Raw genomic sequence first — 12,948 nt, 5'->3', positions numbered from 1 at the left:
GCGCCTCAGCCGCGGCCGGCCGGTGGTTTGCGGCTGCCGGCCCGGTAGGGGGCGGGCCAGGGCGCGGCCGGGCCTTCGTAGGACTGGTCGGCGGCCGCGTGCAGGGTCCAGTGCGGGTCGTACAGGTGGGGGCGGCCGACGGCGCAGAGGTCGGCGCGGCCCGCCAGCAGCAGGGAGTTCACGTCGTCCCAGGAGGAGATGGCGCCGACGGCGATGACCGGGACGCCCAGGGCGTTGCGGATCCGGTCGGCGTACGGGGTCTGGTACGAGCGCCCGTACTCGGGCGTCTCGTCCGCCACCACCTGGCCGGTCGACACGTCGATGGCGTCGGCGCCGTGCGCGGCGAACGCGGCCGCGATGTCCACCGCGTCCTGGGCGGAGGTGCCGCCCGGGGCCCAGTCGGTGGCCGAGATGCGGACGGTCATGGGGCGGTCGTCGGGCCAGACGGCGCGGACGGCGTCGAAGACCTCCAGCGGGAACCGGAGCCGGTTCTCCAGCGGGCCTCCGTAGGCGTCGGTGCGGTGGTTGGTGAGCGGGGACAGGAACCCGGACAGCAGGTAGCCGTGGGCGCAGTGCAGTTCCAGCAGGTCGAACCCGCAGCCGGCGGCCCGTACGGCGGCTGCCGCGAAATCGGAGCGGATCGACGCGAGGTCCTCCACGGTCAGGGCGCGCGGGACGGCCGAGACGCCCGGCCGGTAGGGCAGTTCGGAGGCGGCCGCCACCGGCCAGTTGCCCTCCGGAAGGGGGTCGTCCATGCCCTCCCACATGAGCCGCGTCGAGCCCTTGCGGCCCGAGTGGCCGAGCTGGACGCCGAGCGCGGTGCCGGGCGCGGCGGTGTGGACGAAGTCCGCGATCCGGGTCCAGGCCGCGGCCTGCTCGGCGGTGTAGAGGCCGGTGCAGCCGGGGGTGATCCGGCCCCCGGGGGACACGCAGACCATCTCGGTCATCACCAGGGCGGCTCCGCCGAGGGCCCGCGCGCCCAGGTGCACGAGGTGGAAGTCCCCCGGCGTCCCGTCGCCGTCGGCGGCCGAGTACATGTCCATCGGTGAGACCACGACGCGGTTGCGCAGGGTCAGCCCGCGCAGCTTCAGCGGGGTGAACATCGGCGGAGTGTGCTCGTCCGGGCAGCCGAAGTCCCGTTCCACGGCCCGGGTGAACCGCTCGTCGCGCAGCCGCAGGTTGTCGTGGGTCACCCGGCGGCTGCGGGTGAGCAGGTTGAAGGCGAACTGCCGGGCGGGCTGGTCCACGTACCCGGCGAGTTCCTCGAACCAGCGCATGCTGGCCGCGGCGGCCCGCTGGGTCGAGGCGACCGCCGGCCTCCGGGCGCTCTCGTACGCGGCCAGGGCGGCGGGTACGTCCGGCTCCGCGGCCACCGCTTCGGCGAGCGCGAGGGCGTCCTCCACGGCCAGTTTGGTACCGGAGCCGATGGAGAAGTGCGCGGTGTGGGCCGCGTCGCCGAGCAGGACCACGTTGCCGTGCGACCACCGCTCGTTGACGACCGTGCGGAACTCCGTCCAGGCGGAGCGGTTGCCGTGCAGCGGCCGGCCGCTCAGGGCCTCGCCGAAGATCTTGGCGCAGCGGGCGGCCGACTCGGCCTCGTCGCACAGGTCGAGGCCGGCGGCCCGCCACACCTGTTCGTGCATCTCGACGATCACGGTGGAGCCGTCGGCGGAGTACGGGTAGGCGTGCAGCTGCATGACGCCGTGCTCGGTCTCCGCGATCTCGAATCGGAAGGCGTCGAAGGCGAAGTCGGCGGCGAGCCAGATGTACCGGCATCGTCCGCTCGTCAGCGTCGGGCGGAAGTGCGCGGCGCCGCTCTGCCGGGTGGCGCTGTGGACCCCGTCGGCCGCGATGACCAGGTCGTACGAGGCCGCCAGTACCTCGGCGGCCGGCGCCGCGGTGCGGAAGCGGAGCTTGACCCCGAGTCCGGCGCAGCGTTCGTGGAGGATCTCCAGCAGCCTGCGCCGGCCGAGGGCCGCGAAGCCGTGGCCGCCGGAGGTCAACAGCCGGCCCCGGTGAACGACGTCGATGTCGTCCCAGCGGACGAACTCCGCGCTGAGGGCGGCGTAGACGACGGTGTCGGCCCGTTCGATGCCGCCGAGGGTCTCGTCGGAGAGCACCACGCCGAAGCCGAAGGTGTCCTCGGGGGCGCCCCGTTCCCAGACCTCGACGGTGTGGCCCTGGCGGGCCAGCAGTGCGGCGGCGTACAGGCCGCCCGGGCCGCCGCCGACGACGGCGACCCGCAGGGCGGGCCGGGAGCTGCCGGCCGGCTCGGTGCCCGCGGACATGGCGCTACCTGCCCTCCCACTCCGGGGGCCGCTTCGCGGTGAAGGCGGCGTGGAATTCGGCGTAGTCCCGGCCGTTCATCAGCAGGGCCTGGGTGTTGGCGTCGAGCTCGACCGACGCGGCCAGCGGCATGTCGAGCTCGGCAGTCAGCAGCGCCTTGGTCTGGGCGTACGCCAGGGCCGGGCCGGTCGCGAGGTGCGCGGCGAGTTCGGCGGCCCGTACGCCGGCCTTGCCCTCCTCGGTGACCTCGCTGAGCAGGCCGATGCGCTCGGCCTCCGGGGCGCGTACGGGCTCTCCGAGCATCAGTAGCCGGGTGGCGTGGCCGAGGCCGACGACGCGGGGCAGCAGGTACGCGGCGCCCATGTCCCCGCCGGAGAGGCCGACGCGGGTGAAGAGGAAGGCGAAGCGGGCGGTGGGGTCGGCGATCCGGAAGTCGGCGGCGAGGGCGAGGACGGCGCCCGCGCCCGCGGCGACCCCGTGCACGGCGGCGATCACCGGGAAGGGGGCCTCGCGCAGGGCCCGCACCACCTGGCCGGTCATCCGGTTGAAGTCGAGGAGCTGGGCGGTGTCCATGGCGAGGGTGGCGCCGATGATCTCGTCCACGTCCCCGCCGGAGCAGAACCCGCGCCCCTCGCCGCCGAGCACGAGGGCCCGTACGGACCGCTCCCGGGAGAGTTCGGCGAGCAGGTCGCGCAGGTCGGCGTAGGCACCGAAGGTGAGGGCGTTGAGTTTCTCGGGGCGGTCGAGGGTGACGGTGGCCACGCCGTCCTGCCGGGTCACCCGCAGGTGGCGCCACCGTTCGGTCGCTGCTGTGGAACCGATGAAGGGGCTCACACGATCGACGATATCACCGCATCCTGACTGCCGTCACAGAAACGCGACATCTGGGTGAGCGTACGGCGCGGAAAGGCCGCCCGGGGCGCCCCGGGCGGCGCGGCCCGCATGACTATGCGGGCAGTCCCGGGGCCGGCCGGGCCATCGTCGCGACGAGCACGGCCTTGATGGTGTGCAGCCGGTTCTCGGCCTCGTCGAAGACGACCGAGTGCGCGGATTCGAACACCTCGTCCGTCACTTCCAGCGAGTCCAGCCCGTGCCGCTCGTGGATCTCCCGGCCGACCTTGGTGCCCAGGTCGTGGAAGGCGGGCAGGCAGTGCAGGAACTTCACGTCCGGGTTGCCGCTCGCGCGCAGCACGTCCATCGTGACGGCGTACGGGGCCAGGGCGCCGATCCGCTCGTCCCAGACCTCCTTGGGCTCGCCCATCGAGACCCACACGTCGGTGGCGACGAAGTCCGCCTGGGCCACGCCCGCGGCGACGTCCTCGGTCAACGTGATCCGGGCCCCGCTGGCGTCGGCGAGCTCGCGCGCCTTCGCCACCACGGGCTCGGCGGGCCAGTAGGCCTTCGGCGCGACGATGCGCACGTCCATGCCGAGCAGCGCACCGGTCACCAGGTAGGAGTTGCCCATGTTGAAGCGGGCGTCGCCGAGGTAGGCGAAGGCGATCCGGTCCAGCGGCTTGGCGCAGTGCTCGGTCATGGTGAGCACGTCGGCCAGCATCTGGGTCGGGTGCCAGTCGTCGGTGAGGCCGTTGAACACCGGCACGCCGGAGTGGGCGGCGAGCGCCTCGACGGCCTCCTGGCTGTCCCCGCGGTACTCGATGCCGTCGAACATCCGGCCCAGCACCCGCGCCGTGTCCTTGACCGACTCCTTGTGCCCCATCTGGGAGCCGACGGGGTCGAGGTAGGTGGTGTGGGCACCCTGGTCGGCGGCGGCGACCTCGAACGCGCAGCGGGTGCGCGTCGAGGTCTTCTCGAAGATCAGCGCGATGTTCCTGCCCTGGAGACGGCGCTGCTCCACCCCGGCCTTCTTGGCCGCCTTGAGTTCGGCGGCGAGCTCGATCAGGCCGCGGAACTCGGCGGCTGAAAAGTCGAGCTCCTTGAGGAAACTACGGCCGACGAGGTCGGTGGCCATGGGGGTACTCCAGGGTCGCGCTGACAGGGGATACTGGAACTCTATACGATGCCCCGTATTGATATACAGCCCCCTCGGCGGTCTCCCTCCAGGTCAGGCCGGGTCCCGCTCCACCGGACAGCTCATGCACCGCGGCCCGCCCCGGCCCCGCCCCAGCTCGCTGCCCGGGATCTCGATGACCTCGATCCCCTCCTTGCGCAGGTGCGTGTTGGTCGTCACGTTCCGCTCGTACGCCACCACCACTCCCGGCTCGACGGCCAGCACGTTGCAGCCGTCGTCCCACTGCTCGCGCTCCGCCGCGTGCACGTCCTGCGTGGCGGTCAGCACCCGGATCGAATCCAGCCCCAGGGCCGCCGCGATCGCCCGGTGCATGTGCTCCGGCGGGTGGTCGGTCACCTTCAGCTCGTGCAGGCCCTCCCCCGGCTCGATCGTGTAGGAGCGCAGCATGCCGAGGCCCGCGTACTGAGTGAACGTATCTCCGTCCACCATCGTCATCACCGTGTCCAGGTGCATGAAGGCCCGCCGCTTCGGCATGTCCAGCGCCACGATCGTCTTCGCCGACCCGGCGGCGAACAGGCCCCGCGCGAGCATCTCCACCGCCTGGGGCGTGGTCCGCTCGCTCATCCCGATCAGCACCGCTCCGTTGCCGATGACGAGGACGTCCCCGCCCTCGATGGTCGACGGGTAGTCCGCCTGCCCCTGCGACCAGTAGTGGAAGGCCCCCGAGGAGGCGAACAGCGGGTGGTGCTTGTAGATCGCCTCGAAGTGCACCGTCTCGCGCTGCCGGGCCGGCCAGCGCATCGCGTTGATGGACACCCCGTCATAGATCCACGCGGAGGTGTCCCGGGTGAACAAGTGGTTGGGCAGCGGCCCCAGCAGGAAGTCGTCCAACTCCATGGCGTGGAAACGCACCGACACCGGCTCGGCGTGCCGCTCCAAGTACTCCCGCTTGGTCATCCCGCCGACCAGCGTCTCGGCCAGCCCGGTCGCCGGCAGGCCGTCGAAGACCGCGCGCAGGTGGTCGGTGGCGAGCGGCCCGTACTCCTTCTCGTCGAACACCCGGTTCAGGACGAGGTGTCTGGCCTCCGGGATGTCCAGGGCCTCGGTGAGCAGGTCGCCGAAGAGGTGCACCTCCACACCGCGGTCGCGCAGGACGTCGGCGAAGCCGTCGTGCTCCTGGCGGGCCCGGCGCACCCACAGCACGTCGTCGAAGAGCAGCGCGTCCTTGTTGCTCGGTGTGAGCCGCTTCAGCTCCAGGTCCGGCCGGTGGAGGATGACGCGGCGGAGCCGCCCGGTCTCGGAGTCGACATGGAATCCCATGGCATACACGTTCGCAGACCGGACGGCTTTTTGACGTGGCGTTCGCTCAGGAGAACCGGCACGACCGGCAGCCCCGGCGGACCCGGCAGCCCCAGCGGGATCAGTGCAGACCGAGGAGCGCCGACGGGGCCCCGATCAGCTCCGGGGCGGTCAGGCCCAGCTTGGGGGTGGTCAGGTCCGGGATGCCGTAGTTCGCTCCGTTCGGCAGCGTCAACGGTGCGCCGACGACCGCACCGGGGGTGCGGGTGAGCAGATCGGTGGCCGGGGTCTCCAAGGTGCCCTCGCCGTCGGTCTTCGGGTCGCCGAGCAGGTTCGGCACGGGCGCACCGACCAGGGTGTTGCCGAGCTCAGTGCTGATCGGCAGCACCGGGAGGAGCGGGCTGGGGAGCAGATCACCCTTGTGGTACCGGGGAGCGTCCGGGGCGCCGACGATCGGCATCGGTACCGCGGTGGCCACGCGCGGGGTGTCCACGCCCAGTGTGGTCTTCACGGCGTCCAGGGGGACACCCACCGGCACCGAGTCGGCCACGGCCGGGGTGGCGGCGCCGGCCGCGGCCATACAGGTCATGAGTGCCGCAATGCTTCCGCGCGCGGTCATCTTCATAAGTGACGTTCCGTCCTTCCAGGGTCGCGGACATTCCGCTGCCCCTGGATGAACGATCCCGCCGGCGGTTTTCCCGGCGTTCGTCGGGAAAGTTCCCCCATACGACCTAATTCGGGGCCGTACAGGGGCTTCCCCTTTACGACTTTGCGGCGCCGCGCGCCGGGCTCCGCCTCACAACCTGGGGTCGACCGGCTCCGATTCGAGGGCGAGCACCGCGAAGACCGCCTCGTGCACCCGCCACAGCGGCTCCTCGGCCGCCAGCCGGTCCAGGGCCTCCAGTCCGAGCGCGTACTCGCGCAGGGCCAGCGAGCGCTTGTGCCCCAGGAACCGCTGGCGCAGCTTCTCCAGCTGCTCCGGACGCGTGTACTCCGGGCCGTAGATGATCCGCAGGTACTCGCGGCCGCGCACCTTGACACCGGGCTGGACCAGGCGGCCCTTGCCGTCCCGGGCATACGCCTGGAGCGGTTTGACGACCATGCCCTCGCCCCCGGCGGCCGTCAACTCCAGCCACCAGTCGGTACCGGCCCGCACGGAGTCCTCGTCGGCGGTGTCCACCAGGATCCGGCCGGTGCGGCGCAGCAGGCCGGTGCCGGCCGCCTCGTCCGCGGCGACGAGCCGGTCCAGCCAGAACAGCTGCTCGTCGTGCGGTACGGCGGCCAGCGAGCGCCCGGCCGCAGCCAGGAGCTGGAAGGGCGCGAACCGTACGCCGTCCAGCCCGTCGGTGGTCCAGCAGTAGCGCCGGTAGGCGTCGGTGAAGCGTTTGGCATCGGCGGCCCGGTCCCGCTGGTGGGCGAGCAGGGCGCCGGTGTCGATGCCGCGTTCGGCGGCCGTGGCCAGGGCGGCGAGGGCGTCGGGGAAGACGGCGCGGGAGGCCGCGCCGACGGCGGCGTACTGGTTGCGCAGCAGGCCGGTGGACTTCAGCGACCAGGGGAGCAGCTCCCCGTCCAGCAGCAGCCAGTCGGTGGCCAGCTCGTCCCACAGGCCCGCGTCGGTGATGGCGCCGCGGAGCCGGGCGAGGACCTCCTCGGTGACCTCGGGGTCGTGGAAGAAGGGCCGGCCGGTGCGGGTGTAGACGGAGCCGGTCGGGCCGTCGACGCCGAAGCGCACCCGGGCCGCGTCGGCGTCCTTGCAGACCAGGACGGTGGCGCGGGAGCCCATGTGCTTCTCCTCGCAGACGACCTGGGCGACGCCGTCCTTGCGGTACTGGGCGAAGGCCTCGGCCGGGTGCTCCAGGAAGCCTTCGTCAGCGGCTCCGCCGCGGGCGTCCACGGCCGCGGTGGCCGTGGGCGCCATGGTCGGCGGGAGGTAGGGGACGAGCCGCGGGTCCACCGCGAAGCGGCTCATGACCTCCAGGGCCGCCGCCGCGTTCTCCTCGCGCACGGTGACGTTGCCCAGGTGCCGGGTCTCGACGATCCGGCGCCCCTGGACGTCGCCCAGGTCGAGCGGCCGCCCGTCGTGACCGCCCGGCGTCTCGCCGGCGAGTGGCTTGACCGGCTCGTACCAGACCTTCTCGGCGGGTACGTCGACCAGTTCGCGCTCGGGCCAACGCAGGGCGGTCATCTTCCCGCCGAAGACCGCGCCGGTGTCCAGGCAGATGGTGTTGTTGATCCAGGCCGTGTTCGGGACCGGGGTGTGGCCGTAGACCACCGCCGCCTTGCCCCGGTACTCCTCGGCCCACGGGTAGCGCACGGGCAGGCCGAACTCGTCGGTCTCGCCGGTGGTCTCCCCGTACAGGGCGTGCGAGCGGACCCGGCCGGAGGTGCGCCCGTGGTACTTCTCCGGCAGGCCGGCGTGGCAGACCACCAGCTTGCCGCCGTCTAGCACGTAGTGGCTGACGAGGCCGCGGATGAACTCCTGCACCTCCCGGACGAACTCCTCCGGCTCCCGCTCCAGCTGCTCGATCGTCTCGGCGAGCCCGTGGGTCCGCTGGACCTTGGAGCCCTTGAGGTAGCGGCCGAGCTTGTTCTCGTGGTTCCCGGGCACGCACAGGGCGTTGCCGGAGCCGACCATGCCCATCACCCGACGCAGTACGCCGGGGCTGTCCGGGCCGCGGTCGACGAGGTCGCCGACGAAGACCGCGGTGCGGCCCTCGGGGTGCACGCCGTCCTCGTACCCGAGCTTGCCGAGCAGGGTCTCCAGCTCGGAGGAGCAGCCGTGGACGTCGCCGATGATGTCGAAGGGGCCACTGAGGTGGGTGAGGTCGTTGAACCGCTTCTCCAGCACGACCTCCGCGTTGTCGGCCTCCTCGACCGACCGCAGCACGTGCACCTTGCGGAAGCCCTCGCGCTCCAGTCCGCGCAGCGAGCGGCGCAGGTCACGGCGGTGCCGCTGGATGACGGCGCGGGGCAGTCCGGCCCGGTCGGGGCGGGCTGCGTTGCGTTCGGCGCAGACCTCCTCGGGCATGTCGAGGACGATGGCGATGGGCAGGACGTCGTACTGGCGGGCGAGCTGGACGAGCTGCCGGCGGGCCTCGGCCTGCACGCTGGTCGCGTCGACGACGGTGAGGCGGCCGGCTTCCAGCCGCTTGCCGGCGATGTGGTGGAGGACCTCGAAGGCGGCCTTGCTGGCGCTCTGGTCGTTCTCGTCGTCGGCGACCAGGCCCCGGCAGTAGTCGGAGGAAAGGACCTCGGTGGGCTTGAAGTGCCTGCGGGCGAAGGTGGACTTCCCGGATCCGGTGGCCCCGATCAGGACGACGAGGGACAGGTCGGTGACGGGAAGTACGCGCTTGCTGTCGGTGGTGGTCATGCTGCCTCGCCCTCCTTCGGGGACTCGGTGGTGTCGCTGCGGGTGGTGTCGGTGGCACGGGTGGCGGCCTGCGTGAAGACGGCCATCTGGGTCGGCGGGCCGACCTGCGGGTCGTCATCGCCGACGGGTGTGAACTCCACCGCGTACCCGTGCCGTTCGGCGACCGTCGCGGCCCAGGCGCGGAACTCCGCGCGGGTCCACTCGAAGCGGTGGTCGCCGTGCCGGACGTGCCCGGCGGGCAGGGTCTCCCAGCGGACGTTGTATTCGACGTTGGGGGTGGTGACGAGGACCGTGCGGGGGCGGGCCGCGCCGAACACGGCGTACTCCAGGGCGGGCAGCCGCGGCAGGTCCACGTGCTCGATGACCTCGCTGAGCACGGCCGCGTCGTAGCCCGCCAGCCGCTTGTCGGTGTACGCGAGCGAGCCCTGGAGCAGCTGTACGCGGCTGCTCTGCCGCTCCCCCATCCGCTCCAGCCGCAGCCGCTTGGCGGCCGTGGCGAGGGCCCGCACGGACACGTCGACACCGACGATCTCGGTGAAGGCCGCGTCCTTGAGGAGGGCCTGCACCAGCTGGCCCTGTCCGCAGCCGAGGTCGAGGACCCGGGCCGCGCCGGCGGCGCGCAGCGCGGTGAGGATCGCCTCGCGGCGCTGTACCGCGAGGGGTACGGGCCGCTCCTCGGTGTCGCTGTTCTCGTCGACCGCGTTGTCGATCTCCTCCACCTCGCTGCCCTCGGCCTCGGCCAGGCGGACCAGCTCCAGGCGGTCGAGGGCGTCCTGGGTGAGCCGCTTGTGCCGCGCGAGGTAGCGGGAGGTGATCAGCGCGTTGTCGGGGTGGGCCGCCAGCCAGCCGTCTCCGGCACGCAGCAGCTTGTCCACCTCGTCCGGGGCGACCCAGTAGTGCTTGGAGTCGTCGAGCACCGGCAGCATGACGTAGAGCTGGCGCAGGGCGTCAGCGAGCCGCAGCCCGCCCTCCAGGACGAGCCGTACGTAACGGGAATCGCCCCACGCGGGGAACTCCTCGTCGAGCGGCAGCGGTTCCGCCCGTACGAGGTCCCAGCCGAGCGGATCGAACAGCCGGTGCACGAGCTCCGCGCCGCCGCGTGCGGGCAGCACCGGTATCTCGATCCTCACCGGGCGGGCCCGCTCCGCCAACTCCGGGCGGGCCGCGCACTGGCCCGCCAGCGCACTGCGGAAGACCTTGCCGAGCGCGACGGCGAGCAGCGAGGAGGCCGCGTACGGGCGGTCGTTGACGTACTGGGCGAGTGCGGCGTCCGGCGCTCCGCCGCGCCCCTTGCCCTGACCGCGCCGCACGAGTGCGACGGGGTCCACCTCCAACAGCAGCGCCGCCGTGCAGCGCTCGGCCGTGGCCTCGGGGTAGAACACGTGGGCGCTGCCGTGGGAGGTGGCGAACGCCTGCGCCTTCCCCGGGTGCTTGTGCAGCAGAAAGCCCAGGTCAGTTGCCGGGTCCGCGGCGGTGCCGGTGGTGGAGATCGTCAGGAACATGCGCCCGAGTATGTGCTGGCATCACCGGTCGGACCAACGGATTTTGTCCATCCGGGCCCACTCGCGGGCGCTGCGGCAGCGGGCGGGGCGCCGCCGCGGGGGCGCAGGGGTGATGACGTATCCATCATGACAGCTCAGAGGCCGTTTTCGTAGGACGAAGGGCACAGCCGATTGCCCTTGTTTGGCCCCCTGTGCGGCTTTCAGAATCTCCCTCATGAATCCCACGGAGAACATCAACCACGACGCTGTGCTGCGCGCCCGAGTGGCGCTCCTGGAATCGGGGACGCTGCCGGTCGCCCGGCGGGTCGCCGCCTATCGCGTTCTGGTCCGGGTGAGCCCGTTGGCCTATCTGCCCCTGCTCGCGGTCGCGTTGTTCCAGTACGGCCGCCAGGAGTTCGGCCACCGGCCGGGGATAGCGCTCGCCCTGCGCGCCGAGTCCGTGGCCGCCGCACGCCGGATGGTCGCACTGGAGCCCGACCGGACCCAGCTGCTCCTCAGCTCGCTGGTCCACTACCGCGAGCAGCTGGCCGTGATGGAGCGGCCTGCCGAACTCGCCGCGGTGGAGGCCGAGATGGCCGCCCTCGTCACCTCGGGCGGCGGGGTGCTCGGCGAACGCTGGGACCTCGGGGGCTCGTAGCGGCCGTCGGGATCGGCCCGCGGTTACCGCCCGGCGGCCAGTTCGGCGATGCGGGACGGGCCGATGCGGCAGCAGCCGCCCACCAGGCGGGCGCCCGCGGTGCGCCAGGCGTCGACGGGCCACGGGGCGGGATCGGCCGGGGCGTGCCAGGTGGCGGTGGCCGCTTCCCAGGCGGAGCCGTCGTTGGGGTAGGCCAGGAGCGGCTTGCCGGTGACGGATGCGGCGGCCTCCAGTGCGGGCAGGACCTCCGCCGGGTCGCAGCAGTTGACGCCGAGGGCGATGATCTCCGGTGCTGCGGCGGCGAGGGCGAAGGCCTCGGGGAGGTCCTGGCCGGCGCGGGTGCGGGCGCCGGCGACGGTGTAGCTCAGCCAGGCGCGGGCGCCGGTCCCGGCGAGGACGCCGATGAGGGCTTCGGCCTCGGCGGCGTCCGGGACGGTCTCCAGGGCCAGGACGTCGGGGTCCGCCGCGAGCAGGGCCTCGATGCGCGGGCGGTGGAAGGCGGCGAGCTCGCGCACGGTCAGCCCGTACCGCCCGCGGTATTCGGAGCCGTCGGCGAGCACCGCCCCGTACGGGCCGACCGAGGCCGCGACCCAGACCTCGTGGTCGGCGGCTCCGGCCGCCCGGGCGGCCAGGGCGACGCTGCGGTGCAGCAGGGCGGTGGTCGTGGCGCGGTCGTGGCCGTGGGCGGCGAAGGCCTCGTACCCGACCTGGTAGCTCGCGGTGATCAGCACCTCGGCGCCGGCCCGCGCGTACGCCGTGTGGGCGGCCTCCACCTCGTCCGGCCGCTCGGCGAGCACCCGCCCCGACCAGAGGTCTCCGGACAGGTCGCAGCCCTGGTCGGCGAGCTGGTTGCTCAGCCCGCCGTCCAGGAGCACGGTCCTGCGGGCCAGGGCTTCGGCGAGCGGGCCGGACGCGCGGGGCATCGTTCGTCCGCCTCCCTCAGCCGAGCTGGGACAGCACCTGGGCCGAGATCAGCTCCAGGTGGTCCAGGTCGTCGAGGTCGAGCAGCTGGAGGTAGACGCGGGAGCTGCCGACGGCCGCGTAGGCGCCGATCTTCTCCACGACCTCGGCCGGGGAGCCGGCCAGGCCGTTGGCCTTGAGCTCCTCCACGTCCCGGCCGATGGCCTCGGCGCGGCGGGCCACCTCGGCGTCGTCCTTGCCGACGCACACGACGAGGGCGTTGGAGTAGACGAGGTCGTCGGCCTCCCGCCCGGCCTCCTCGGCCGCCCGGCGCACCCGGCCGAACTGTCGCTCGCTGTCCGTGATCGACGCGAACGGCATGTTGAACTCGTCCGCGTACCGGGCGGCCAGGCGCGGGGTCCGCTTCGCACCGTGGCCGCCGATGAGCACGGGCACCTTGGCCTGGGCCGGCTTGGGCAGGGCCGGGGACTTCTCCACCTGGTAGTGGGCGCCCGCATAGTCGAACGTGGCGCCGGGCTCGGTCGCCCACAGACCGGTGACGATGGCCAGCTGCTCTTCCAGCCGGGCCATCCGCTCCGCCGGGAAGGGGATGCCGTACGCCTTGTGCTCGTCTTCGAACCAGCCTGCTCCCAGGCCGAGTTCGACCCGGCCGCCGGACATCTGGTCGACCTGGGCCACCTGGATGGCGAGCACCCCGGGCAGCCGGAAGGTGCCGGCCGTCATCAGCGTGCCGAGGCGGATCCGCCGCGTCTCCCGGGCCAGGCCCGCGAGCGTGATCCAGGCGTCGGTGGGTCCGGGCAGTCCGTCCGCCGACCCCATCTTCAGATAGTGGTCGGACCGGAAGAACGCGTCGAAGCCCAGGTCCTCGGTGGCCTTGGCGACGGTCAGGAGGGTGTCGTAGCTCGCGCCCTGCTGGGGCTCGGTGAAAATTCGGAGGTCCATGACTCCATCCTGCCCCTCCCAC

General features: G+C 72.6%; 10 protein-coding genes. 1 reads left to right on the top strand and 9 read right to left on the bottom strand.

Annotated features, from left to right (window positions below; genetic code table 11):
* Positions 1-5 precede the first annotated feature (5 nt).
* From OHA65_RS28870 to OHA65_RS28840, 7 genes are all read right to left on the bottom strand, one after another.
* The gene (locus OHA65_RS28870) at positions 6-2,288 is read right to left on the bottom strand and encodes a bifunctional salicylyl-CoA 5-hydroxylase/oxidoreductase (RefSeq protein ID WP_327279105.1); all 2,283 of its coding nucleotides are present in this window, start codon (positions 2,286-2,288) and stop codon (positions 6-8) included.
* Between the two features lie 4 nt (positions 2,289-2,292).
* A complete protein-coding gene (locus OHA65_RS28865) occupies positions 2,293-3,120 on the bottom strand; it encodes an enoyl-CoA hydratase family protein (RefSeq protein ID WP_327279104.1) in 828 nt (275 codons plus the stop codon).
* A gap of 112 nt (positions 3,121-3,232) precedes the next feature.
* Complete coding sequence (argF, locus tag OHA65_RS28860) at positions 3,233-4,255, bottom strand: ornithine carbamoyltransferase (protein WP_405762686.1); 1,023 nt, start codon at positions 4,253-4,255, stop codon at positions 3,233-3,235.
* Positions 4,256-4,348: 93 nt separating this feature from the next.
* A complete protein-coding gene (locus OHA65_RS28855; RefSeq protein ID WP_327279102.1) occupies positions 4,349-5,575 on the bottom strand; it encodes an arginine deiminase in 1,227 nt (408 codons plus the stop codon).
* 100 nt (positions 5,576-5,675) lie between these two features.
* Positions 5,676-6,143, bottom strand: coding sequence for a hypothetical protein (locus OHA65_RS28850; protein ID WP_327279101.1), 468 nt, complete (start codon positions 6,141-6,143; stop codon positions 5,676-5,678).
* Positions 6,144-6,350: 207 nt separating this feature from the next.
* A complete protein-coding gene (locus OHA65_RS28845) occupies positions 6,351-8,924 on the bottom strand; it encodes a polynucleotide kinase-phosphatase (RefSeq protein ID WP_327279100.1) in 2,574 nt (857 codons plus the stop codon).
* On the bottom strand, positions 8,921-10,426 hold the full coding sequence (locus tag OHA65_RS28840) for a 3' terminal RNA ribose 2'-O-methyltransferase Hen1 (protein ID WP_405762685.1): 1,506 nt from the start codon (positions 10,424-10,426) through the stop codon (positions 8,921-8,923). The genes OHA65_RS28845 and OHA65_RS28840 overlap by 4 nt, the downstream gene beginning before the upstream one ends.
* Before the next feature lie 214 nt (positions 10,427-10,640).
* On the opposite strand from OHA65_RS28840, the gene OHA65_RS28835 reads away from it, so the two are divergent.
* Entirely contained in the window at positions 10,641-11,063 is a 423-nt protein-coding gene (locus OHA65_RS28835) for a hypothetical protein (protein ID WP_327279098.1), read from the top strand.
* A 23-nt stretch (positions 11,064-11,086) separates the two neighbouring features.
* Here the strand turns inward: OHA65_RS28835 and mmuM are convergent, their stop codons facing one another.
* Both mmuM and OHA65_RS28825 read right to left on the bottom strand, forming a co-directional pair.
* Positions 11,087-11,986 (bottom strand): homocysteine S-methyltransferase, encoded by a 900-nt coding sequence (mmuM, locus tag OHA65_RS28830; protein ID WP_329314838.1) that lies wholly within the window; start codon positions 11,984-11,986, stop codon positions 11,087-11,089.
* A 16-nt stretch (positions 11,987-12,002) separates the two neighbouring features.
* Positions 12,003-12,926, bottom strand: a complete 924-nt coding sequence (locus tag OHA65_RS28825) for an LLM class F420-dependent oxidoreductase (protein ID WP_327279096.1) — start codon at positions 12,924-12,926, stop codon at positions 12,003-12,005.
* Between the last annotated feature and the right edge of the window lie 22 nt (positions 12,927-12,948).

This window comes from Streptomyces sp. NBC_00045 (assembly GCF_045041095.1).
Classification (GTDB): Bacteria; Actinomycetota; Actinomycetes; order Streptomycetales; family Streptomycetaceae; genus Streptomyces.
The sequence above is the reverse complement of the archived record's forward strand: the minus strand, read 5'-3'. Positions and strand labels throughout refer to the sequence as shown.